Annotated in this window: 27 protein-coding genes; 15 read left to right on the forward strand and 12 right to left on the reverse strand. The window is 71.9% G+C overall.

Annotated elements, in window-relative coordinates; genetic code table 11:
* Positions 1-26 precede the first annotated feature (26 nt).
* Positions 27-785: an IclR family transcriptional regulator gene (locus C1J01_RS00080; RefSeq protein ID WP_111174966.1), complete on the reverse strand. Its 759-nt coding sequence runs from the start codon at positions 783-785 to the stop codon at positions 27-29.
* 154 nt (positions 786-939) lie between these two features.
* Here C1J01_RS00080 and C1J01_RS00085 point away from each other — a divergent pair, with 154 nt between their 5' ends.
* Positions 940-2,214 (forward strand): flavin-dependent oxidoreductase, encoded by a 1,275-nt coding sequence (locus tag C1J01_RS00085; protein WP_111174967.1) that lies wholly within the window; start codon positions 940-942, stop codon positions 2,212-2,214.
* A gap of 278 nt (positions 2,215-2,492) precedes the next feature.
* On the opposite strand, the gene C1J01_RS00090 is transcribed toward C1J01_RS00085, so the two are convergent.
* The gene (locus C1J01_RS00090; protein WP_146615417.1) at positions 2,493-2,906 is read right to left on the reverse strand and encodes a hypothetical protein; all 414 of its coding nucleotides are present in this window, start codon (positions 2,904-2,906) and stop codon (positions 2,493-2,495) included.
* Positions 2,907-3,438: 532 nt separating this feature from the next.
* On the opposite strand from C1J01_RS00090, the gene xynA reads away from it, so the two are divergent.
* Positions 3,439-4,416: an endo-1,4-beta-xylanase XynA gene (gene xynA, locus C1J01_RS00095; RefSeq protein ID WP_111174969.1), complete on the forward strand. Its 978-nt coding sequence runs from the start codon at positions 3,439-3,441 to the stop codon at positions 4,414-4,416.
* Between the two features lie 156 nt (positions 4,417-4,572).
* Here the strand turns inward: xynA and C1J01_RS49480 are convergent, their stop codons facing one another.
* Positions 4,573-4,737 carry a hypothetical protein gene (locus tag C1J01_RS49480; RefSeq protein WP_181448489.1) on the reverse strand — a complete coding sequence of 55 codons (165 nt, stop codon included), beginning with the start codon at positions 4,735-4,737 and terminating at the stop codon, positions 4,573-4,575.
* A gap of 59 nt (positions 4,738-4,796) precedes the next feature.
* Here C1J01_RS49480 and C1J01_RS00100 point away from each other — a divergent pair, with 59 nt between their 5' ends.
* The gene (locus tag C1J01_RS00100; protein ID WP_181448490.1) at positions 4,797-5,180 is read left to right on the forward strand and encodes a hypothetical protein; all 384 of its coding nucleotides are present in this window, start codon (positions 4,797-4,799) and stop codon (positions 5,178-5,180) included.
* 45 nt (positions 5,181-5,225) lie between these two features.
* Here C1J01_RS00100 and C1J01_RS00105 read toward each other — a convergent pair whose 3' ends face one another.
* On the reverse strand, positions 5,226-6,458 hold the full coding sequence (locus C1J01_RS00105; protein ID WP_220039640.1) for a M14 family zinc carboxypeptidase: 1,233 nt from the start codon (positions 6,456-6,458) through the stop codon (positions 5,226-5,228).
* A gap of 139 nt (positions 6,459-6,597) precedes the next feature.
* Positions 6,598-7,143, reverse strand: a complete 546-nt coding sequence (locus C1J01_RS00110; RefSeq protein WP_111174970.1) for a YceI family protein — start codon at positions 7,141-7,143, stop codon at positions 6,598-6,600.
* Between the two features lie 75 nt (positions 7,144-7,218).
* Here C1J01_RS00110 and C1J01_RS00115 point away from each other — a divergent pair, with 75 nt between their 5' ends.
* The 3 genes from C1J01_RS00115 to C1J01_RS00125 all read left to right on the forward strand — a co-directional run bounded on the left by C1J01_RS00115 (position 7,219) and on the right by C1J01_RS00125 (position 9,615).
* On the forward strand, positions 7,219-8,106 hold the full coding sequence (locus C1J01_RS00115) for a sigma-70 family RNA polymerase sigma factor (protein ID WP_111174971.1): 888 nt from the start codon (positions 7,219-7,221) through the stop codon (positions 8,104-8,106).
* An 88-nt stretch (positions 8,107-8,194) separates the two neighbouring features.
* Positions 8,195-9,097 (forward strand): NAD-dependent epimerase/dehydratase family protein, encoded by a 903-nt coding sequence (locus tag C1J01_RS00120; RefSeq protein WP_111174972.1) that lies wholly within the window; start codon positions 8,195-8,197, stop codon positions 9,095-9,097.
* A gap of 20 nt (positions 9,098-9,117) precedes the next feature.
* Positions 9,118-9,615, forward strand: a complete 498-nt coding sequence (locus C1J01_RS00125; RefSeq protein WP_111174973.1) for a nucleotidyltransferase domain-containing protein — start codon at positions 9,118-9,120, stop codon at positions 9,613-9,615.
* On the opposite strand, the gene C1J01_RS00130 is transcribed toward C1J01_RS00125, so the two are convergent.
* Positions 9,616-10,014, reverse strand: a complete 399-nt coding sequence (locus C1J01_RS00130; protein ID WP_111174974.1) for a RidA family protein — start codon at positions 10,012-10,014, stop codon at positions 9,616-9,618.
* Positions 10,015-10,088: 74 nt separating this feature from the next.
* Here C1J01_RS00130 and C1J01_RS00135 point away from each other — a divergent pair, with 74 nt between their 5' ends.
* The 5 genes from C1J01_RS00135 to C1J01_RS00155 all read left to right on the forward strand — a co-directional run bounded on the left by C1J01_RS00135 (position 10,089) and on the right by C1J01_RS00155 (position 14,415).
* The gene (locus tag C1J01_RS00135; protein WP_111174975.1) at positions 10,089-10,991 is read left to right on the forward strand and encodes a LysR family transcriptional regulator; all 903 of its coding nucleotides are present in this window, start codon (positions 10,089-10,091) and stop codon (positions 10,989-10,991) included.
* Between the two features lie 109 nt (positions 10,992-11,100).
* The gene (locus C1J01_RS00140; RefSeq protein ID WP_181448491.1) at positions 11,101-12,108 is read left to right on the forward strand and encodes an ABC transporter substrate-binding protein; all 1,008 of its coding nucleotides are present in this window, start codon (positions 11,101-11,103) and stop codon (positions 12,106-12,108) included.
* The gene (locus C1J01_RS00145; RefSeq protein WP_111174977.1) at positions 12,105-13,175 is read left to right on the forward strand and encodes a FecCD family ABC transporter permease; all 1,071 of its coding nucleotides are present in this window, start codon (positions 12,105-12,107) and stop codon (positions 13,173-13,175) included. The genes C1J01_RS00140 and C1J01_RS00145 overlap by 4 nt, the downstream gene beginning before the upstream one ends.
* Positions 13,172-13,921, forward strand: a complete 750-nt coding sequence (locus C1J01_RS00150) for an ABC transporter ATP-binding protein (protein ID WP_111174978.1) — start codon at positions 13,172-13,174, stop codon at positions 13,919-13,921. Before C1J01_RS00145 ends, C1J01_RS00150 begins: the two co-directional genes overlap by 4 nt.
* 53 nt (positions 13,922-13,974) lie before the next feature.
* Positions 13,975-14,415, forward strand: coding sequence for a hypothetical protein (locus C1J01_RS00155; RefSeq protein WP_146615418.1), 441 nt, complete (start codon positions 13,975-13,977; stop codon positions 14,413-14,415).
* Positions 14,416-14,418: 3 nt separating this feature from the next.
* Here C1J01_RS00155 and C1J01_RS00160 read toward each other — a convergent pair whose 3' ends face one another.
* On the reverse strand, positions 14,419-15,096 hold the full coding sequence (locus C1J01_RS00160; RefSeq protein ID WP_111174980.1) for a carbonic anhydrase: 678 nt from the start codon (positions 15,094-15,096) through the stop codon (positions 14,419-14,421).
* A 198-nt stretch (positions 15,097-15,294) separates the two neighbouring features.
* On the opposite strand from C1J01_RS00160, the gene C1J01_RS00165 reads away from it, so the two are divergent.
* Together C1J01_RS00165 and C1J01_RS00170 are read left to right on the forward strand one after the other, a co-directional pair.
* On the forward strand, positions 15,295-16,050 hold the full coding sequence (locus C1J01_RS00165; protein WP_111174981.1) for an ABC transporter ATP-binding protein: 756 nt from the start codon (positions 15,295-15,297) through the stop codon (positions 16,048-16,050).
* Positions 16,047-17,603 (forward strand): hypothetical protein, encoded by a 1,557-nt coding sequence (locus C1J01_RS00170; RefSeq protein ID WP_111174982.1) that lies wholly within the window; start codon positions 16,047-16,049, stop codon positions 17,601-17,603. The genes C1J01_RS00165 and C1J01_RS00170 overlap by 4 nt, the downstream gene beginning before the upstream one ends.
* On the opposite strand, the gene C1J01_RS00175 is transcribed toward C1J01_RS00170, so the two are convergent.
* From C1J01_RS00175 to C1J01_RS00185, 3 genes are read right to left on the reverse strand one after another with little or no spacing between them, the layout of a single operon-like run.
* The gene (locus C1J01_RS00175; RefSeq protein ID WP_181448492.1) at positions 17,596-18,237 is read right to left on the reverse strand and encodes a CPBP family intramembrane glutamic endopeptidase; all 642 of its coding nucleotides are present in this window, start codon (positions 18,235-18,237) and stop codon (positions 17,596-17,598) included. The genes C1J01_RS00170 and C1J01_RS00175 overlap by 8 nt on opposite strands.
* Entirely contained in the window at positions 18,234-18,932 is a 699-nt protein-coding gene (locus C1J01_RS00180; protein ID WP_111174984.1) for an RDD family protein, read from the reverse strand. The genes C1J01_RS00175 and C1J01_RS00180 overlap by 4 nt, the downstream gene beginning before the upstream one ends.
* Positions 18,875-19,315, reverse strand: a complete 441-nt coding sequence (locus C1J01_RS00185) for a PadR family transcriptional regulator (RefSeq protein ID WP_111174985.1) — start codon at positions 19,313-19,315, stop codon at positions 18,875-18,877. Before C1J01_RS00185 ends, C1J01_RS00180 begins: the two co-directional genes overlap by 58 nt.
* A 129-nt stretch (positions 19,316-19,444) precedes the next feature.
* Here C1J01_RS00185 and C1J01_RS00190 point away from each other — a divergent pair, with 129 nt between their 5' ends.
* Positions 19,445-19,681: a hypothetical protein gene (locus tag C1J01_RS00190; RefSeq protein WP_111174986.1), complete on the forward strand. Its 237-nt coding sequence runs from the start codon at positions 19,445-19,447 to the stop codon at positions 19,679-19,681.
* Between the two features lie 46 nt (positions 19,682-19,727).
* On the opposite strand, the gene C1J01_RS00195 is transcribed toward C1J01_RS00190, so the two are convergent.
* The gene (locus C1J01_RS00195; RefSeq protein ID WP_235854143.1) at positions 19,728-20,345 is read right to left on the reverse strand and encodes a TetR/AcrR family transcriptional regulator; all 618 of its coding nucleotides are present in this window, start codon (positions 20,343-20,345) and stop codon (positions 19,728-19,730) included.
* A 105-nt stretch (positions 20,346-20,450) separates the two neighbouring features.
* On the opposite strand from C1J01_RS00195, the gene C1J01_RS00200 reads away from it, so the two are divergent.
* The gene (locus C1J01_RS00200; RefSeq protein WP_111175064.1) at positions 20,451-21,797 is read left to right on the forward strand and encodes an MFS transporter; all 1,347 of its coding nucleotides are present in this window, start codon (positions 20,451-20,453) and stop codon (positions 21,795-21,797) included.
* A 57-nt stretch (positions 21,798-21,854) separates the two neighbouring features.
* Here C1J01_RS00200 and C1J01_RS00205 read toward each other — a convergent pair whose 3' ends face one another.
* Entirely contained in the window at positions 21,855-22,256 is a 402-nt protein-coding gene (locus C1J01_RS00205) for a MerR family transcriptional regulator (RefSeq protein ID WP_111175065.1), read from the reverse strand.
* Between the last annotated feature and the right edge of the window lie 39 nt (positions 22,257-22,295).

The raw sequence follows: 22,295 nt of genomic DNA on the forward strand, positions 1-22,295 counted from the left end.
CGGCTGCCCGGCCGGAGCCCTCCTGATCAGAGATCCTGGCTGATGGCCTCGGCCGCACGGCGCAGCAGCGGCAGCATCATGTGCAGGTTGCCGTGGGTCATGCGCTGGTGCGGCAGGCTGACGGCGAGCGCGGCGAGGGCGCGGCCGAGATGGTCGCGCACGCACACCGACACGGCGTCCAGCCCGGCGGCGCTCTCCTCGTGATTCACTCCGTAGCCGAGCTCGCGCACACTGCGCAACTCCACGCGCAACGCCTCGGGGTCGGTGATGGTGCGGTCGGTGACCCGCGTGAGGCCGTCGGGGAAGAGCGCGAGCACCTCGTCGTCGGGCAGTTCGGCCAGCAGGACCTTGCCGCCCGAGGTGCTGTGCGCCGGCAGCAGGGTGCCCGTACGGGACGACACCCGCAGCGGCCGGTCGCCCTCCACCCCGTCGATGAAGCGGGCGCCGTTGCCCTCCAGCACGATCAGGTTGACCGTCTCGTGCAGCTCGGCCGCCAGCCACTCCATGTGCCGCCTGGCCTTGCGCCGCACGTCGAGCCCGCCCACCGCGGAGAGCCCGATCTCCACCACGACCCGGCCGGCGCGGTAGGCCCGGGTGACCCGGTCCTGCGCGACGAAGCCGCGATGGGCCAGCGTGAGCAGCAGCCGGTGGGCGGTGGAGCGGGCGACGCCCAGCTCGTCGCTGACGTCCGTGACCCGCACCTCCCCGCGCTCCCGGATCATGAGCAGGATGAGGAGTGCCTTGTCCACCGATCCGATGGCATAGGGAGGCAGGGAGTCGAGCATGTTGTTCTGTATAGCAGAAACTTTACGCTGAACTTGTCTGCTCCAGACAACACGATGGCACCATGTGCTCGGCGCTCACCCCAGCGCCGATGCCCCGGCAACGGCTTCCATCCCCGCCGGTCGGCGCAATCCCGCACAGAAGCCAGGAGTCTTCATGCCGCGACGGTCCCCCGATCCCGCGAGCCGCTCAACCGAGGACGAGGTCCTCATCGTCGGAGCCGGCATCGCCGGCCTGGTGCTGGCGCTCGAACTGCACGACGCCGGAATCGGCTGCCGGCTCTACGAGTCCGTGCCGCAGCTCGGCTCGGTGGGCGTCGGCATCAACCTGCTGCCGCACGCCACGCGCGTCCTGCACCGGCTCGGTCTCGGCGACGACCTGGCCGCGGTCGGCATCGTCACCAGCGAATCGGTGTTCTTCAACCGCTTCGGCCAGCTCATCTACCGCGAGCCGTCCGGCCTGAACGCCGGCTACGAGCATCCGCAGTACTCCATCCACCGCGGCGACCTGCAGGCGGTGCTGCTCGCGGCGGTGCGGGAGCGGATCGGTCCGGACGCGGTGGTGCTCGGGCACCGGTGTGTCCGCGCCGAGCAGGACGAGAACGGCGTGACCGCCCACTTCGTCGGCCCCGGCGGTGACCCCCTGCCCTCCGTGCGGGCCCGCCTGCTGGTCGGCTGCGACGGCATCCATTCGGTCCTGCGCAAGCAGCTCCACCCGGACGAGGGCGAGCCTCGTTACTCGGGCATCAACATGTGGCGGGGCGTGACCAAGGGCCGGCCGTTCCTGTCGGGGGCCAGCATGGTGCGGGCCGGCTGGATCGACCGCGGCAAGCTGGTCGCCTACCCGATCAGGAACCTGCCGGACGGCGACCAGCTCCTCAACTGGGTCGTCGAGATCCAGACCCCGCGCCACCTGCAGCGCGACTGGAACCGCCGTGGTGACCTGGAGGACTTCATCGGCGCCTTCGAGGACTGGCACTTCGACTGGCTCGACGTGCCGGCGATGATGCGGGCCTCCGAGACCGTCCTCGAGTACCCGATGGTCGACCAGGACCCGCTGGACCGCTGGAGCGAAGGGCGGATCACCCTGCTCGGCGACGCCGCCCACCCGATGGTGCCGCGCGGCTCCAACGGCGCGGGCCAGGCGATCCTCGACGCCCGCGCGCTGCGCAACCACCTGAGCACGACGGCCGACCCGGTGGTCGCGCTGCGGGCGTACGAGGCGGAGCGGCTGCCCGCGACCACCCAGGTGGTCCTCGCCAACCGGAGCATGCCCCCGGACGTGATCATCCGCGAGGTGTGGCAGCGCACCGGGGACCAGCCGTTCGACTCCATCGACGACGTGATCAAGGTGGAGGAGCTGGCGCAGATCTCCCAGCGGTACAAGCAGATCGCCGGCTACTCCACCGAAGCCCTCCGCACCGATCAGTGACCCTCCGGCAACAGCGGCGGATGACGCGGGCGGCCTCGGTGCCGTAGCCCTGGCCCCGGCAACCCTCCTCGTCGACTGCTTTTCGAAATGTCGTCCCAGCATGACGGAGCTGTCGTGGATCGGAATCCGCGACAGCTCCGTTTGCGAGGGTGGTGTGTTCCGGCGACGCGCGCCGTTTTCTCCCACCGTTATCGGTAAGGGCGCCGGCGCTTTTCGCCTGGCGCCGACCGTTATATCGGTGGTCGGCGCCAATTGCACCATTTGCCCTTATTGCGCAGTTAGTTGAGGCCGTCGATCAGCTCGGCTTCCTCCTCGGGCACCAGCTCGTCCTCGGGCTCGACCATGTTGGGGCCGAAGAACGGGTGGTGGTGGTGCTGGTGGCGGTGGTGCCTGTGGTGCCGCGCCTCGCGCTTCCTGCCGTCGTTGAAGTTGAAGTTGTCGATGATGGCGTCGATGTTGCGGTGTTCCCGGTGGTGGTGGCGCCGCTTGGGCATCACCAGGATGGGCTTCTCCTTGCGGACGTGCGTGATCACCCTCGGCCTGGCGGGCGCCGCCGGACGCGGAGCGGCCTTCGGCCTGGGCGGCGGACCGCCGGCTTCGACGGCCGGGAAGCCCGTGCTGGCTCCGGCCACCGCCTGGCCGAGCGGAAGGAACATGACACCGGCGACCGCGCCGGTGAGAGCTAGTGCCACGAGACGCCCATGGCGCGACGTTCGTGACCGCCGACTTTCAGTATTCACGTTCTTTTTCCCGTTCATGGATAGATCGGCTCGAAATCTGGCATCCGCCATTTCAGCGAAAGACCCAGACGCGAGCAGACATACCCATACGGATCTTCTCAGTTACCTCTTCAAGCCCAAACAACCCGTCAAAACCGAAAGGGGGTTATTCAACCACGTTTTGATGTTTAAGGACCTTGTTATCGAACCCCGGCGTGTCGCCCCCACGGCTCGGTGGCGAATGTTTCGGGTGATCATTGAAAGTTTCATGGATCAGAACCGGTCCCGGCTCGCCGGACAGCGTCCTGACCAGGCTCTACGTCGCCGCAACGATGCGTGATCGCGGCGCCGCCCGGATGATCGTTGACAGTCCGACGAAGCCGGACGAACACTGACGCCGTACTTCCGGTCCGCCCACCGCGACCAGGCCCTCCCCGCCCCGCCACGTGTCACGACGTGTCACCGTGCCGGCGCCCCCATCGTTCACGAGGAGGAGAACACGCAGATGAACGACCCCGAGAGCCCCAGACGCGGCCGTATCAGGCGGCTCGTCGGCCGTGTCGGCGTCATAGCGCTGGTCGCGGCCACCACGATGATGCCGGGCGCCGCCAACGCGGCCCCCGTGACCTCGAACCAGACCGGGAACCACAACGGCTACTTCTATTCGTTCTGGACCGACAGCCCCGGGACCGTCTCCATGGAGCTGGGATCCGGCGGCAACTACAGCACCTCGTGGCGGAACACCGGAAACTTCGTGGCGGGCAAGGGCTGGAACCCCGGTGGCCGGCGGACCGTGACGTATTCCGGCAGCTTCAACCCGTCCGGCAACGCCTACCTGACGCTCTACGGCTGGACGAGGAACCCGCTCGTGGAGTACTACGTCGTCGACAACTGGGGCACCTACCGGCCCACGGGGACGTACAAGGGCACCGTGACGAGCGACGGCGGCACGTACGACATCTACCAGACGACGCGCTACAACGCCCCCTCCATCGAGGGCACCAGGACGTTCAACCAGTACTGGAGCGTCCGGCAGTCGAAGCGGACGGGCGGCACCATCACCGCCGGCAACCACTTCGACGCGTGGGCCCGTAACGGGATGAGCCTCGGCACCCACGACTACATGATCCTCGCGACCGAGGGCTACCAGAGCAGCGGCAGCTCGAACATCACCGTCGGCGCGAGCAGCAATCCCGGAAACCCGGGCAACCCCGGCGGCGGCTGCACCGCGACCCTGTCGGCCGGTCAGCAGTGGAGCGACCGCTACAACCTCAACGTCTCGGTCAGCGGCTCCAGCAACTGGACCGTGACGATGAACGTCCCGTCACCGGCGAGGGTCATGTCGACCTGGAACATCAGCGCGAGCTACCCCAGCTCCCAGGTGCTGGTCGCCAGACCCAACGGCAACGGAGACAACTGGGGGGTGACGATCCAGCACAACGGCAACTGGACCTGGCCGACGGTCTCCTGCAGCGCCGGCTGACCCACACGCATCCACTGATCGCATGCCTGGAGCCCGCGCTCCAGGCATGCGATCATCGTGCCCATGACCCCGTCCCGAAAGGGCCATGCCGCGTAGGCCCCCTTCCCAGGTCCGTACGCCAGGATCGGCGTGCGGCGCCCACAGAGCACTGATCCGTCACGTCCCCGGGCTCGGCCGCCGCCCCATGGCCGCGGTGATCGCCCTGGAGCACACCCGGATGTGGCCGGGCGCCGTCGCCGACGCCCTGGTGGCCTGGCAGGAGGCGGCCCTCGTCGGCACCGCCGACCGCCTGCTGCGCAGGTGCGCGTGCGACGAATGCACGGGCGCAGCCCCCCGCCACCGCCTCCAAGAAGCTGGAGGAGGTCCGCGCCTCCGTCTCCATGGACCCCGACACGGTGGCGGAGTCGATCGGGCAGATGTTCGACTGGTACCGGGAACACCCGGAGCTGATCAGGCTGCTGCTGTGGGAGGCGCTGGAGGCCCGCGACGAGGCCGGCGAGAGCGAGCGGCAGCGCCGTGACGGTTTCCGGGAGAAGGTCCACCACCTCGTGGACGGCGGCGTCGCCGACGACCTCCCCGGGGACGGCCGGGTCCGCGCCGCCCAGGACCTGCTGTTCACCCTCATGGGGCTGATCGCCTGGAGCTTCGCGGTGCCCGGGATGTGCCGCGCCGTCCTGGACGAGGAGACCGACGAGGCCGCCTGGGCGCGGCGCCGCGAGACGGTGATCGAGACCGCGCGCAGACTCGCCACCACCCCGGCGTGAGGAACGGCCGCGGAGCCCGCGCTCCGCGGCCGTCACGGGGTCCGGTCAGTCGGCGGCGGTGTCCCAGCCGTAGTCGGGCAGGTCGAAGAAGTCGTCACCGTCCAGGGTGTCGGCGCTGCCGGTCGCCAGCCCGTCCATCAGGGACTCGATGCCCGTGCGCACCGACTGGACGAACATGCCCTTCTGCTTCTGGCCCAGGTCGTCCTGCTGGCCGCGGACCTCGAAGAGCACGGTGCCCGTGCCGTTCAGGGCGAACGCCGATCGGCCCTGGCCCGCGTACTCGCGCGAGTCCGGGTGGAAGTAGCGGCCGACGGCCACGTGCGGCGACTGGGCGCCGTACTTCTCGATCAGGCCGTTGTAGACCGACAGCGCGTAACGGCGGGACTTGTCCTGGTCGAGCGCCGGCCATTCGTCCTGGTAGGCGGCGCCGTCCTGGACGCCGAGCGGCGGGTAGTCCAGCGAGAAGGTGATGAGGTCGCCGTCCTGGGGGCCGCCGGTGAGGATGTCGCACGGCCCCATGTGGTGCAGGTCGACGTACGCGTCCACGGAGCCCTTCTCCTCGCGCATGGCCACGTACACGTCGCGGATCGCGCGGGACTCGGAGGACAGGAAGAAGCCGGCGTCGGTCTCCTCGCCGGGGAGGTCGGCGGCCCGCGGCACGTAGTCGAGGTCGGGGTTGAAGTCGCGGTTCAGGTCGTAGCCGGGCAGGTCGATCCCGTCTCCGCTGAGGCGGTGGTACCAGGCGCGGGGAGCCCCTTCGAGCTGCGGGAACGCGGCGACCGTGTCCTCCCACGGCACCACGTTCACGCGCCGGTTGAGCTCGCCGCCGTCGGGGTTGACCATCGGCATCGCGACGAGGGTGATCTCGTCGAGGAGCCGCTCGGTCCGCGCGTCGCCGCCGGCGGCGAGGTCCTTGAGGATGCCGAGCAGGGCCTCGGTGCCGGTGCGTTCGTTGCCGTGGATGGCGGACGTCACCAGCAACACCCGGTCGCCGGTGCCGGCGCGGGCGACCCACAGCTCCCTGCCCTGGGCGGACCGGCCGGCGACCTCGACGCCGACGCGCCCGCCGCTGCTCGCTTCGATCTGCGCCAGGGCCGCGCCCACCTGGGCGTGGTCGGACCAGCCGGACCAGGACGGGTCGTCCTTGGTCTTGCAGCTGCCGGGGTCGGCCGCCTTCGCCGCCTGCGCGGGCGGGACGGTGAGGACTGACGCGGTCAGGGCCGCGGCGACGGCGACCGCCGCCAGCCCCCTGCTGACAAATGCCCGGTGTAAGTGCACCTACTGCTCCTCGCGAAGGTCCGGGTACGTCCGCCGAACGGGGCCTTACGCACCCGCTGACGGAAGGTCACAAGCGACCTTTACACGAGCCCCGAACTAACACAAGGTTGGACATATCGCGCTTTATGTGCCAGCACGGTCAGGGCCGCCGAACCATCGCGACCTCCAGCTCCAGCGTCACCGTCTTGCTGATCAGGACCCCCGTGAGGGCGTTCCAGTTCACCGCCCAGTCGTCGCGGTCGATCGTGACGCCGCCCGCGAAGCCCACCCGGAACCCGTCCTCCGGGTCATTCCCCACCCCGGTCAGCCGGAAGTCGATGGTGACGGACCTGGTCACCCCGCGGATGGTCAGGTCACCGGCGACCTTGAAGAGCTCGCCGGCCCGCACCACCCCGGTCGAGACGAACGTGATGGCCGGGTGGCCGTCGGCGTCGAGGAACTTGCCGCACAGGTGACCGTCGCGCCGCCGGTCGCCGGTCCTGATGCTGCCGGCCTGGATCGTGAGCTCGGCGTCGGACTTCGACGGGTCGTCGCCGTCCAGGTACGCGCCGCCCTCGAACGCCTCGAACCACCCGCGCACCCGGGTGGCCATCGTGTGGCGGCCGACGAAGCCGATCCGCGTACGGGCGGTGTCGATGACATAGTCTCCGGTCAGCTCGCCGAGGTCGGTCGTGGCTGTCTGCATGATCTGCCGCCTTGTCACATCGAGCGGATTCCAGGTGTCACCTCTATGACCCCTAGCGGCGGAGGAATGTGACCGATGACCGAGTCCGACTGGCTGGCGGAGGGCTTCGAGGCGAACCGGACCCGCCTGAGAGCGGTGGCGTACCGGATGCTCGGCTCGCTCGCCGAGGCCGACGACGCCGTGCAGGAGGCCTGGCTGCGCGCCAGCCGCGCGGACGCCGGCCGGGTCGACAGGCTCGGCGCCTGGCTGACCACCATCGTCGCCCGGGTGTGCCTGAACGTGCTGCGCTCGCGCGCGACGCGGCACGAGGACCTCATGGGCGTGCACGTGCCGGACCCGGTCGTCACCCGTACGGACGGGGCGACCCCCGAGGAGGAGGCGCTGCTGGCCGACTCGGTCGGGCTCGCGCTGCAGGTGGTGCTCGAAACCCTCACCCACGCCGAACGGCTGGCGTTCGTGCTGCACGACCTGTTCGGCCTGCCCTTCGACGAGATCGCCCCCATGGTCGGGCGCTCCCCGGCCGCGGCCCGGCAGCTCGCCAGCCGGGCCCGGCGCCGCGTGCGGGGAGCCGAGGTCCAGGCTCCCCAGCCCGACCTCGGCCGCCGGCGGGAGATCGTCGACGCCTTCTACGCCGCGGCCCGCCGGGGCGACTTCGACGCGCTCGTCTCGGCTCTCGACCCGGACGCCGTGCTGCGGGCCGACGGAGGCACGGCGCGTCCGGAGGCTTCCGTGGTGGCGCGCGGCGCGGCGGCCGTCGCCGGTCAGGTGCTCACGTTCCACCGGCCCGCCGCGATGGCCCACCCGGCCCTGGTGAACGGGTCCGCGGGCGCCGTGGTGACCTTGGGCGGGCGGCCGGTCGCGGTGCTGGGCTTCACCATCGCGAACGACAGGATCGTCCGCATCGACGCCGTCGCCGACCCCGACCGCCTCGCCCGCCTCGACCTGCCCGTCCTCGACGGCTGACGGCTTTGCCGGATCGGCAACACGGCTTGGTCCCGGACGGGAGGCGGGACGAGGATCGCCTGGTCCGAACACCTGCAAGGGGGTCCCGTTGCACGTCCTCGTCACCGGAGCGAGCGGCCTGATCGGCGGCACGGTCGCCGCACGGCTCATCGACTCCGGCCACACCGTCACCGGCCTGATCCGCGACGCGTCCAAGGCCGCGGCACTCACCCGCCTGGGGATCGAGCCCGTGGTGGGCGCCCTGGACGACGCCGAGTCGCTCACCCGGCTGGCCCGCCGCGCCGACGCCGTCGTCAACGCCGCCGACAGCGATCATCGCGGCGCCGTCGAGACCTTCGTCGCCGCCCTGGCCGGCTCGGGCAAGGCCCTGCTCCACACCAGCGGCACCGGCTTCGTGGCGACCGGCACGACCGGCGAACGATCGGAGGAGGTCTTCGGCGAGGACGCCCTCGACGACTGGGAGCCCGATCACCCGATCCGCGCGGCACGCATGGCCCTCGACCGGCTGGTGCTGGCCGCCGCCGAGCGGGGCGTGCGCTCGGCCGTACTGTGCAACAGCCTCGTCTACGGGCGGGGCAGGGTGCCGGGCCGCCAGAGCGTGCTCATCGACGCGCTGATCCGCCAGGCGCGCTCGGACGGCGTCGTCCGCCACGTCGGCGCGGGCCACAACATCTGGTCCAACGTCCACGTCGACGACATGGCCGACCTGTACGCCCTCGCCCTGGAGAAGTCCCCTCCCGGCACGTTCTACTTCGTCGAGAACGGCGAGGAGTCCTTCGGCGCGATGGCGGCGGCCCTCGCCCGCGCCCTCGGCATGCCCGCTCCGCGACCGTGGGATCCCGACTCGCCCGGCAACGTCTGGGACCCCCAGTTCGCCCGGCACGCCTTGGGCTCCAACAGCCGCGTCCGCGCCACCCGCGCCCGCGACCTCCTCGGCTGGAACCCCCGGCACCACTCCATCGTCGAGTGGATCGGCGACCTCGCGTTCTAGGCGGCAGAATGCCTCGGGTGATGGAGACGAGTGCGGTGCTGCGGGTGCTGGGGCTGCTGCGTGAGGCCGGGTGCGAGGTCTGGGTCGGCGGCGGGTGGGGCATCGACGCCCTGGTGGGCGAGGTCACGCGGGAACACGACGACCTCGACCTGCTGCACCGCGTCGAGCAGGAGCCGTTGCTGATCACGACGCTGGAGAACGCCGGCTTCGCCGAGCAGCCCGGCGTCGAGCCCGGCCGGCCCGCCCGGTTCGTCATGAAGGACGACGAGGGCCACGAGCTTGACCTGCATCCGCTGCGGTTCCGGCCGGACGGGTCCGCCGTCCAGCACGCCGACGATCGCGGCGGCGTCTTCCACTACCCGGCGGACGCCTTCGCCACCGGCGTGATCGCGGGCGTGCCGGTGAACTGCCTGTCGGTGGCCCAGCAGATCGCCTTCCACCAGGGGTACGAGCCCCGCGACCGCGACCGTCACGACATGGCCCGGCTGCGCGCCGCCTTCGGCACCACGACCTGGTAGTCATCCGACCGCCGGGCCGGGGCGGCGCGCGTACGCCTCGATCTCGATCTTCATGCGCGGGTCGGAGAGGCCGCACACGAGCATCGTGGCGGCCGGCCGCACGTCGCCGAACGCGCGGCGCAGCACCGGCCAGCAGGGCTCGAAGTCGTCCCGGTCGGGCAGCAGGTAGCGCACCCGCACCACGTCGGCGAGGGTGCATCTCGCCTCGGCCAGGGCTGACTCGATGTTGCGCAGGCACTGCTCGGCCTGCTCGACCACGTCGTCGGAGATCGTCATGGTGGCGTAGTCGAACCCGGTCGTCCCGGACACGTGCACCCAGTCGCCGTCCACCACGGCCCGGGCATAGCCGATCTGCTCCTCGAACGTCGAGCCGCTGAGGATCGCGCGTCGCTCTGTCATGCGTCAGGACCCTAGGCCGACCAGCGGGGATACGTCTAATACGGTCGCGGCCATGGGCTGATATCTCTACACGTATGGATCGGCCAGAACTCCCCCTCGCGCAACTGCACGCCTTCGTCGTGCTCGCCGAGGAGCTGCACTTCGGCCACGCGGCCGCCCGCCTGGGCATCGCCCAGCCCCCGCTGAGCCAGCAGATCCGGCGGCTGGAGGAGAAGGTCGGCCATGCGCTGTTCCACCGCGCGCCGGGACGCGTCGCGCTCACGGCGGCGGGCCGGGAGCTGCTGCCCGCCGCCCAGCGTGCCCTCGCCGGCCTCGCGGACGGCCTGGCCGCCGCCCGCGCCGCCGGGAGCGGCAGAGCCGGGCGCCTGCGCATCGGCTTCGCCGCCTCACTCGCCTTGACGTTCCTGCCCGGCCTGCTGCGCGCCTTCCGGCAGGAGTATCCCGACGTACGGCTGGACATCCTGGAGATGACCACGGCGCCCCAGCTCACGGCCCTGCGCGACCAGGTCATCGACGTCGGGCTGCTGCGGGAGCCGCCCGCAGGCGAGACGGAGCTCGGCTACGAGACCGTGCTGACCGAGCCGTTCGTGGCCGTCCTGCCCGCCGAGCACCCGCTCGCCGCCCACCGGACGGTCGAGATCGGGCAACTGGCGGGCATGCCGTTCGTGCTCCTGCCGCGAGCGGCCGGCCCAGGGCTGCACGACCAGATCGTCGGCCTCTGCGCGGCGGCGGGCTTCACCCCGCCGGTCGCGCAGCGCGCGGTGGAATGGCAGACCGTCTGCGCGCTGGTCGGGGCGGGTCTGGGCGTCTCGGTGGCTCCGGCGAGCATCCGGCGCGTCCGCCTCCAAGGGGTCGCCTTCCGCAGGATCGAGCCCGGCGACGTCCGCACCCGGGTGGCCATGGCCTGGCGCAGGAACGACACGAATCCGCTGGTCGCGAACTGGCTGGCGACCGTGCGCCAACCCCGTCGCGTTTGATGCAGGTTGCTGGTAATTGCAACTTATGTGCAGAATGGGCCCCGGATCACGACCGTCCGACTTCGGAGGCCCGCCGCATGCCCCGCACCACCCACGACGGCTCCGCGTCATGAAGAAGTTGCTCGTCCTGGCGATGGCGCTGACGTTGGCCGCCTGCGGGCAGGTCCCCGCGACGCGGGAGGCCGAGCCGGCCGCGGCGCCGCAGGCCGGGTTCCCGGTCACGGTGAGCAACTGCGGGCGCACGCTCACCTTCGACAAGCCGCCCGCCAAGGTGGTGACCGGCTACCACCCGGCGCTGGAGACGTTGTTCGCCCTCGGCCTGGGCGACCGGGTCGCCGGGCGGACGAACTTCTCGGAGAGCGCGTTCCTGCCCGGCCACAAGGAGCCGTACGACAGGATCCCGGAGATCTCTCCGACGATCATGTTGCCGCAGAAGGAGCTCATGCTGGCCCAGGGAGCGGACTTCGTCCTGGACAACAGCATCGCGAGCTTCGACGCGGCCGGCGGCTACGCCACCGTGGAGGAACTGGACGCCGCCGGCGCCCCGGTGTACATCATGGGCGGCTGGTGCAGCCCCGAGGCGGCGCTCGAGTTCACCCTCGACGACACCCTCACCGACCTGCGCAACCTCGGCGCGATCTTCGGCGTCCCCGACCGCGCGGACCAGTTGATCAACGAGCTGCGCGCCGATCTCGACGACGTGCGCGAGCGCGTCGGCGGCCGGCCGCCGGTCAAGGTGCTGGCCACCGACGGCGGCAAGGGCCCGGTCAACGCGTACGGCGGCGCCGGGGTGACGCACCAGCTGATCACCGCCGCCGGCGGGCAGAACGTGCTGGCCGACGTCAAGGCCGACTACACCGAGGTGAACCCGGAGGCGATCGCCGCCGCGCAGCCCGACGCCGTCGTGATCAGCGAGTACGCCACGCTGCGCGGCGAGAAGAAGCCGACCGTGGCGGCCAAGGCCGCCGACACCCTCTCCGTCGCCGCGAACAGCCCCGCCGCGAAGGACGACCGGGTGTTCGCGCTGCCCGTGGCGGCCCAGCATCCCGGCTACCGCAACCTGCTGGCCGTCGTCGACCTCGCCCGCTTCCTGCACCCCGACGCCTTCCAGCGATGAGCGCGCAAAAGACGCCGGCCGCTCGCGGGAACGGCCGGTTCGCCCTGCTCGTCGCCGTGCTGGCCGTGTCGGTGGTCGCCTCGACGTGGCTGGCCGTCAGCATCGGCGCGGTGCACGTCGCCCTGCCGCAGGCGTGGGCCATCGTCGCCGACCGCCTCGTGCCCGGCCTCGTGCCGCGGACGTGGACGCCCGTGCATGAGCAGATCGTCTGGCAGTTCCGGCTGCCGCGCGCGTTGCTGGCTCTGCTCGTCGGGGCCGGGCTGGCGGTGGTGGGAGCGGTGCTGCAGGCGCTGGTGCGCAACCCGCTCGCCGACCCGTTCCTGCTCGGCATCTCCTCAGGGGCGTCGTTCGGCGCGGTGGTCGTGTTCATCATGGGCGCCTCCGCGCTGGGCGGGCTGTCGTTGTCGGCCGCCGCCTTCGCGGGGGCGCTGCTGGCCCTGGCGCTGGTGTACGTGCTGGCCCAGCGTTCGGGGCGGCTCACGCCGTCGCGGCTGGTGCTGGCCGGGGTGGCGCTGGCGTACCTGTTCCAGGCCGCCTACAGCTTCGTGCTGCAGCAGGCGCAGAGCGGGCGGGCGGCTCAGCAGGTGCTGTTCTGGCTGATGGGCAGCCTGGGCGGCGCCCGCTGGGAGATGTTGCCGCTGCCGTCGGTCGTGCTGGCCGCCGGGCTGACGTACCTGCTGCTGCAACACCGTCCGCTCAACGCGCTCAGCGCCGGCGAGGAGACGGCCGTCTCGCTGGGCGTGAACGTGCACCGCCTGCGCATCACGCTGTTCGTGCTCACGTCGCTGCTGGTCGGTGTGCTGGTGGCGACGAGCGGCGCGGTCGCGTTCGTCGGGCTGATCGTGCCGCACGCGGCCCGCCTGCTGGTCGGCGCCGACCACCGCCGGATGTTGCCGGTGACGGCGCTGCTGGGGGCGGCATTCCTGCAGCTCGTGGACGTGGCCGCGCGGATGGTGGTCGCGCCGCAGGAGCTGGCCCTCAGCATCGTCACGGCGCTGTTCGGCGTGCCGTTCTTCCTGTGGCTGCTGCGCCGCCGTTCGGTGGACCGGGCGGTGACCGTCACATGAGGCTGGACGTCGCCGGCGTGTCCGTGAGCCTCGACGGCCGCCCCATCGTGCATGAGGCCGACCTGCGGGTGGACGACCGCGAGTTCGTCGCCCTGGTCGGCCCGAACGGATGCGGCAAGTCCACCCTGCTGCGGACGATCTACCGGGCGCTGCGGCCCTCGGCCGGGCTCATCAGCGTGGACGGCGACGACGTGCACCGGTTGCCGTGGCGCGAGTCCGCCCGCAGGACCGCCGTGGTGGCCCAGGAGACGCCCGCCGAGCTCGACTTCACCGTCTGGGAGGTCGTGCTCATGGGCCGCACCCCGTACGGACGCGACGCCGCCGCCGACGAGGAGCGCTGCGCGCGGGCGCTCGACCGCGTCGGCCTGGCCGGCGCGGAGGACCGCGTCTACGCCACCCTGTCCGGCGGGGAGAAGCAGCGCGCGCTCATCGCCCGCGCCCTGGTGCAGGAGACCCGCCTGCTGCTGCTCGACGAGCCCACCTCCAACCTCGACGTCCGCCACCAGCTGGAGATCCTGCACCTGGCGCGCGAGCTGGGCGTCGCCACGCTGGCCGTGCTGCACGACCTCAACCAGGCGGCCGCGTTCTGCGACCGCCTGTACGTCATGAGCTCCGGCCGCATCGTGGCCGGAGGCCCGCCCGGCGAGGTCCTCACCCCCGAACTGATCAGCCAGGTGTACGGCGTGCGCGCCGTCCGGCGCACCCAGCTCGTCTTCGAACGTCTCAAGGACGAATCTGAACCCTGAGGGCGCCGGCCGCGTACCCAGGCATGAGAGCCGCACCGACAGCTGGGTTCAACGTGAGACTTCCACTGCACCGATTACGAGCCGTCGCCGCCTGCTGCCTGACCGCCCTGGGGGTGGGCCTGGCCGTGGCGTCGTTCCAGGGTTCCGAGCCGACGAGCGCCGGCGGCCACGACCACCACGCCGCCGCGCCGGAGACACGTCCGCCGGTGGACATGGACCGCATCGTCGCCGCCACGCGTTGCCCGCGACCGCAGGAGCAGGGCCGGGCCGCCGACTACCGGCAGGTCGTGTGCCAGTCGCCGCAGGGCCGCTACACGATCATGACCTTCGCCACTGCGGCCGGCAAGGACGCCTGGCTGGAGGCGGCGCAGCCGTACGGCGGGACGTACCTCGTCGGCGACCGCTGGGCGGTCGTCGCCACCCCGGCCCTGCTCGGCGACCTCCGCGCCGAGCTGGGCGGCGAGCTCCGCGAACACGGCCACCACGGCCCCTGACCTCTAGACGAGGCGGGTGACGAGGCCGGTGTCGAGGGAGTAGTAGGCTCCGACGATCTTGAGTCTGCCCCTGGCGACCTGGCGGGCGAGCAGTTGGTCGGCCTTGAGGTCGGCGACGACGCCGACGGTGTTGAGCTTGGTCATGTTCTCCACGTCGCCGTCGGCGCGTTCGTACGCGGGGCGCAGGGCTTCGACGATGTCCTGGAGGCGGCCGGGAAGTCTGCGGCCTTCGTCCAGGGCGTGGGCGGCGGCCGAGATCGCGCCGCAGCGCTGGTGGCCCAGCACCACGACCAGGGGGACGTCCAGCTCGGCGGGGCCGTACTCGATCGCTCCCGACACGAGCGGGTCGATGGTCTGGGCGGCGCTGCGCACCGTGAGCAGGTCGCCGAGGCCCGCGTCGAAGACGAGCTCGGGGGCCACGCGCGAGTCGATGCACGACACCACCGTCGCGTACGGCTCCTGCTTGTCCGCCACCTCGTCACGCCGGGCGCGGTCCTGGTGCGGGTGGAGGACCTTGCCGGAGGCCCAGCGGCGGTTGCCCCGCCGGAGCTCCGCCCACGCCCCGGCCGGCGTGGGGCGGCGGACGGCGGCCGCGGCGGGAGCGGCGCCCAAGAGCAGGCCGGCGGTGAGGAGCCCGGTGGTGCGCAGGACCGCGCGGCGGTTCACGGCGTGCGCGTTCATGGATCGCGTACGATCCGGCGTCTTCGGCATTGGCGGGCGCTCCCCGGCTCTCCACGGCCCTACCGGTTGGGGGCCGAGAAGTATCCCAGCACCTCTCCCACCCTTCGCGTAGGGAGAACGTCGAATGACGGGAGGCGCGACCCGGCACCGATCAGATAGAAATGGGCGAAATGTCATGATGTCTTTCAGAGGAACTCCGTGCCCGATCTCTCTGTCCCCGCCGTGCAGGTGACGGACCTCACCCAGCGCTTCGGCTCCGTGGTCGCCGTCGACGGTCTCAGCCTGACCATTCCACCTGGGATGTTCTACGGCATCGTGGGCCCCAACGGAGCCGGCAAGACCACCACCCTCACGGCCGTCTGCGGGCTGCGCGAGCCCACCTCGGGCTCGATCAGAATCGCCGGTCACGACCTGCGGACCGCCCGCGAGACCGCCCTGGCCCAGCTCGGCGTCATGATGGACGGGTTGTCGCTGCCCGAGCGGCTGACCGCCACCGAGGTGCTGCGCTACAGCGCCGGCCTGCGCGGGCTGGACGACGGCTGGCGGGCACGCGCCCGCGACCTGCTGGAGATCCTGGGCCTCGACGCGGTCCGGCGCACGCTGATCGTGGAGTACTCCACCGGCATGCGCAAGAAGATCAATCTGGCGCTGGCGATGTTGCACCGGCCGCGCGTGCTGGTGCTGGACGAGCCGTTCGAGGCGATCGACCCGGTCTCGGCCCACTCCATCGAGCAGGTGCTCAAGCAGTACGTCGACGCCGGCGGCACGGTGGTCCTGTCGAGCCACATCATGGACTTCGTCGAGCGCAACTGCCGCCGGGTGGCGGTGGTCGCCGGTGGGCGGGTGCTGGTCGAAGGGCCGGTCGAAGAGGTGGCCGCGGGATCGACGCTGAACGAGCGGTTCGTGGAGCTGGTCGGCGCCGACCCGGTGCGTCCGCTGGAGTGGCTGGCATGACGCGGACGCTGCTCGCGCTCAAGCTGAGCCTCTTCCGCAACGGCCCGCACAACGAGCGCGGATTCAGCCTGGTCTCCGGTCTGGTCCTGGCCGCGCTGGTGGTCACAGGCGCCGCACTGGCCGGGCGCGGCGTGGTTCAGGAGGGCTGGATCGCGGTGGCGATCACCGTGTGGGGCGGCATGTGGCTGTTCGGGCCGCTGGCCCAGCCCCGCCACGATCCGTCGGTCATCTCGCGCGAGTGGTTGCGCGGCTACCCGATCCGGCCGTGGCGGCTGGCCCGCGCCCTGTCGTGGACCGAGCTGCTCGGCGTCGGGCCGCTGATCACGCTGGCGTGCCTGACGTCGCTGGTGGTCCTGGCCGCGCCGGGCGGGCCTGTCGTGGTGGCGATCGCCGTCGTCGCGGTGGTGGCCCAGCTGTATCTGCTGGTCTGGGCGGGCAAGACCGTGGCGGCGCTGGCGTCCTGGCTGCTGCAGACCCGGGCCGGGATGACGCTGGCCGCCACGCAGACCGCCGTCATGCTCGCGGTGTCGTTCGCCGGGTGGGTGCCGTTCGCGGCCTGGTTGCTGCCGCGCCTCGGCGAGGGCGACACCGCCCTGGTCACCCCCTCGCTCGGCGGGCTGCCCGAGCCGGTGGCCGACGTGCTCGCGGCCCTGCCCACCGGCTGGGGGTACGGCGCGGTCGTCGCCGCCCGCGACGGCGCCGGGCCGGGTGCGGTCGTGCCGCCGGTGGCGGCCTTGCTGGTCGTGGGGGCACTGCTGCAGCTGGGCTGGATCGCGCTGACGGCTCGCGCCCTGCGCCGGCCGCCGCGCCGGGCCGCGCCGCGGCGGCCTGCCGTACCGGGGCGGGGACTGTCGTTGCCGTTCACGTCGCCGCAGGTGTCGGCGGTCGTCGCGCGTGAGCTGGCCACGTGGTTGCGTGACCCGGCGCGCGGCGTGGAGCTGCGCAGCGCGTGGCTGACACCGCTGCTGATGGCGCTGATCATCGCGTTCACCGACTGGAGCTGGGCTCTGCCGCTGGTGGGTCCGGCGGCGGCGGTGTTCGGCGCGATGGTGGCGATCAACACCTACGCCCTGGACGGCACGGCGCTGTGGCAGCTGCTCACCACACCGGGGGCGCTCAAGGCGGACGTGCGGGGGCGGATGGCGGCGTGGGCGCTGTTGTTCGGGGTGCCGTCCGTCGTGCTGGCGGCCGTGTTGTGGGCGGCGAGCGGCTCGCCGCTGGGAGGCGCCGCCGTCTGCGGGGCCGTCGCCGCGGCGGCGGTCGGCTGCGCCGCGGCGCCGCTGCTCGCGGTCGTGATGCCGGCCGTGGGCACCGACGCCCGCGACCGGGTCTACCCGGGCCAGCAGGCGGGCGACCCGACCGGCGGGCAGATGACGGTCTTTCCGGTGGTCGGGCTGGCCGGCGTCCTCGGCGCTCTGTGGTGGGCGATGCTCCTGCCGGCCGTCGCCGTCCTGTACGCGGCCCCCGCCCTCACGCTGCGCCTGCTCCGGCGGCGCGGCACCGCCCTCCTCGACGCCATGGCCTCCCGCGACGCCGCCGCGTCCGTCAGGTGAGGGCGACCGCGAGGATGGGCAGGTCGAGGACGGCGTGCGCGCCGACGCACAACAGCAGGTTGCGCCGCGCCCAGTAGAGGCCGACGAAGAGCAACGATCCCACGGCGACGACGGTCAGCGTGGTGATCCCGCCCGAGCCGGGCAGGTGGCCGCCGACGAACAGCGCGTACGACACGAGCGCGGCGAGCCAGGGCCGCCCGGTGAGGTCGATGACCCGTTCCATGAGGAAGCCGCGGTAGAAGAGCTCCTCGACGACGGCCGCGTTGAGGATCAGGTGGACGCTGCCCACGACCGACAGGCTGGTGATGATCTGCCCCGACTGCGTCTGCTGGTCGGGGCCCGCGCCGGCGAGGAGGCCGTACAGGGAGTAGGCGATCACCAGGGTCAGGACGGACAGCCCGACGGTGATCAGGACGTCGCGCCCGCGCGGGGCGCGCAGCCCCACCGACGACGGCGGGCGTCGCTCCACGGCCAGGACGAAGCCCAGCAGCAGCGCGGCGGCGAGCCAGCGCAACGCCAGGATGACGCCGAAGTCGAGCCCGCCGAGCAGCCGGTCCACCACCGTGGGGAGATGCCACAGCGCCACGCCGGCGGCCAGCGCCGCCAGGGGCGGGACGCGGACGGCGGTCTTCACTTCTCCTCCCGCACGACCTTGGACTCGGTCAGGCGGTCGAGCACCCGCCTGCGGTCGCCCCACACGACGGGCGCCCAGTCCACCCAGGCGAGCGGCCCGAGCAGCAGGCTGAGCCGCCGTACGACGCCGGTGACCGGGTGGATGCGCAGCCCGGTCTCGGTCACGACGCGGAGCTTCATGAGGCGTTTGCCGGGTGTCAGGCCGTTCCGCGCCTCCAGCAGGCCCAGCCCGACGATCGACCAGAGCAGGGCGAGCGGAACGCCCAGGCTGTAGAGGAGCCCCGCGTCGTCATAGGAGTCGCAGATCATGGTCCCGACGGCCACGCAGCCGTCGCCGATCTCGAAGTACACCCATGGCGGGAACGCCAGCCCGAAGCCGATCCCGGACTCCACCGTCCGGACGATCCCCTGGACGAGGAGCGCGATCGTGACGCCGACCAGGGGCAGGTTGTCGATCACGACCGCCACGAAGCGGGCGTCGACGGGCGCAGGCGGCGCGTCACGTAACTGGGCGAAGGTGGCCGCCGCCTCTTCCGGGCTGCCGAGCCTGCTCAGGGCCTCGGTCAACTCGCCCGCCTCCGCCGCGTCGGACAGGTGCTCGCCCAGCTCGGTCTTCGCCCTGTCGCGGGCGGGGCCGGTCAGGTGGCGTCCGACTCTTTCGGTGTAGTCGTCGATGATCTGCCGCTCGTCGGCCATTCCTGCACCTCACCAAGAGTGTCGAGTAGCTGTCGCATCCCGTCGACCAGGCCGCTCCACTCGACGCGCAACATGCCGAGGTACGCACGGCCGTCCGACGTGAGGACGTAGTACTTGCGCGGCCTGGCGCGGCCCTCGGCCTCCCAGGACGCGCGGATATGGCCGGAATCCTCCAGCCGGTGCAGCAGCGGGTAGAGCGTGCCCTCCTTGACCTCCAGGGCCCCCTCGCCCGTCTCCCGCAGCACTTTCAGCAGCTCGTAGCCGTATCGGCGGCGCACGCTGAGGACGGACAGCACGGCCAGCTCGGTGGTGCCGCGTGCGAGCTCGCGGCGCAGCCGGGCGATGGTCTCCGATCCCGGCGCCGCCTCTGCGTCCTCGGACATGACACCACGGTACGACCCGATACCTTGCGCGGCAAGGTATTACACCGAACGAGGTACAGGCATAGAGCGCACCTGCTGGGAAAGAGGCAATCAGCGACGAACCGACCGTCCGACACAGAGGAGAAGCCCATGGATCCGACACGGCAGGAGACCGGTGACGTCACCGGGACGCGGGACAAGGACTACAACCTGATCTGGTTCGTCGAGCAGTGCCTCAGCAACGTGCTGCGGCTGGAGACCTACGTCGCGGACGCCGAACGCACCGGCGACAGTGAGCTGGCCGCGTTCTTCCGCCGCGCCCAGGGCGAAAGCCGCAAGGGAGCCGAACAGGCCAAGGACCTGCTCCGCAGCCGCCTGGCCGCGTGACGTGTGAGACAGGCGCCCGAGCCCGGCCACGGGCTCGGGCGCCTCATCATCCGTAAAGGGCGGCGATCTCGGCGAGCAGCCGGTCGCGCGCCACGCCGGCCGGCGTGACCCCGGTGAGCACGTACGCGGCCAGCCCCTCGGCCAGGGCGACGAGCACCAGCGCGACACCGGCCGCGTCGAGGTCGGCGCGGACACGGCCGGACTCCTGCTCCTTGCTGATGAGGTCGGCCATCTGGCGGTGGAATCGGGCGTACAGGACGCGCAGCCGGGCGGCGATCGTCTCGTCGGCGAACGCGAACGCCTGGAACGACTGACGCACCCGCATGTGGGCCTCGGTGGTGGCGTCGTACGGAATGAGCTCGGTGAGCACGGTGGTCAGCACGAGTCGCGGGTCGGCGGCGTCGAGCTCGTTGCCGACCCGCTCCCTGATGCGCAGGCTGGACAGCTCGTTGCCGCGGTCGAAGGCGGCCTCGACCAGCTGCCGCTTGGCCGGGAAGTAGTGCTGGACGCGGCCGGGTGAGATGCCGGCCTGGGCGGCGACCTCGGTCAGCGACACCGCGGTCAGGCCGCGGTCGGCGACGATGGCGAGCACGGCGTCGGCGATCTCCGCGCGCCGCCGCTCATGGTGCGCCCCCGGGCCACGGGTACGTCGTCGCTCCGCCACTCCACCACCCCTCTCGCTGCCATCGTACGCGCGCTTTTCAATGCGATCACATCGGAATGTGGGCTTAAACCGATGTGATCGCATTGATCTGCTCGAGGGGTGGCGATGAGGGGCGTCCTGGCGCTCGTGTGCGCCGCACAGTTCATGGTGGTACTCGACGTGTCGGTGGTGAACGTCGCGCTGCCCGCGATCCAGGACGCGCTCGCCTTCGACTCCCGCGGCCTGGCGTGGGTCGGCAACGCGTACGCGCTGGTCTTCGGCGGATTCCTGCTGCTCGGCGGACGCCTGGCCGACCTGTACGGGCACCGCCGCGTCTTCGCCGCCGGGCTGACGTTGTTCACCGCGGCGAGCCTGGCCGGGGGCCTCGCCGGCTCGGCGGGGGCGCTCGTCGCCGCCCGTGCCGTCCAGGGGCTCGGCGCGGCCGTGCTCGCCCCCGTCACGCTGACGATCGTGACCACCGCGTTTCCCGAGGGGCCGCTCCGCACTCGTGCCATCGCCGTGTGGACGGCAGTGAGCCTGGCCGGGGGAACGGCGGGCAACCTGATCAGCGGCGCGCTGACCGAGCACCTGTCCTGGCGCTGGGTCCTGCTGGTCAACGTGCCGATCGGGCTGGCGTGCCTGGCCGGCGCCCGCCTGCTGCGGCCCGGCGTCCGGCGGCGGAGCCGGGTGGACGTTCTGGGCGCGGCGCTGGCCACGGGCGGGCCGGCCGCGCTCGCCCACGGCCTCGGCGGCGCACCCGTCTTCGCCGTCGCCGGCGGCGTCATGGTGGGCTTGTTCGTGGTGGTGGAGACGCGGGTCGCCCGGACGCCGCTGATCCCGGCAGGGCTCCTCCGGCCGCGCGTGATCTGGCTGGGCAACCTGGCGATGTTGCTGGCCGGTGCCTGCCTCAACCCGATGTGGTACTTCCTCACCCTGTCCATGCAGCGCGTTCTGGGCTACGGGCCGCTGCAGACCGGGCTCGCGTTCCTCCCGCACACCCTGCTCACCTTGCTGGTGGGGCTGCGTCTGACGCCCTGGCTGATGTGCCGTGCCGATCATCGCGTTCTCATCGTCGCCGGTGCGCTGATCGGCGCCGCGGGCTTCCTCTGGCAGAGCCGGATCGCTCCGGGCGAGTCGTACGTGGAAGGGATTCTCGGCCCGGCCGTTCTCGTCTCGCTCGGCGGCGGCCTGCTGAACACGCCGCTCACCGTCGCCGTCACCTCGGGCGTCGATGCCGCGCACGCCGGAGCGGCCTCCGGCCTGATGAACACCGCCAAGCAGCTCGGCGGCGCCCTCGGCCTGGCCGCCCTCGTCGCCTCGGTCGGCGATCACCATGGCGCTGCGGGCGTCGGCCACGGACGGGCGTTCGCGCTCATGGCGGCGGTTCTCGCCGTCGTCGCCGTGCTCGCCGTCGCCCTCCCGGCGCGGCGCGACCACGCCGTTCCCCAGCGAACACGTCACGGTACGGCGTGACCGCGCCCCCCAGGCGCAGCAGCGTACGGCGTGACCGTGCTGCCCCCAACAGGTGCGTCAGTCCGTGGGGTGGCCTTCGGCCTGGTCGGCGCGGCGGCGGAGGTCGGTGGCGAACTCCTCGGCGCGGCTCAGTTGCGTGCGCAACGCCTCGCAGCGCTCGCGGGCGGCCTGCTCGAACCGGCGCAGCCGGGCCAGCAGTTGCTCGCGTTCCGCCGTGCCGAGCGCGGCCGCGGGGTCGTCGAGCCGGTCGGTGATGGCGAGCAACTCGCCCATCTCGTCCAGAGTGAAGCCGAGCGGCTTCATCCGGCGGATCACCATCAGCCGGGCCACGTCGGCCTCGGTGTAGAGGCGGAACCCGCCCTGGCTGCGCGCCGACGGCCGGACCAGGCCGACTTCGTCGTAGTGCCGGATGGTGCGCAGCGACAGCTCCGTACGGGCGGCCACCTCGCCGATGTGCATGTGATCTTCGCCGGCGCCGGCCTGGTCAACGGCGGAAGC

Origin of the sequence: Nonomuraea aridisoli, assembly GCF_003236395.1 — a bacterium.
Lineage (GTDB): Bacteria > Actinomycetota > Actinomycetes > Streptosporangiales > Streptosporangiaceae > Nonomuraea > Nonomuraea aridisoli.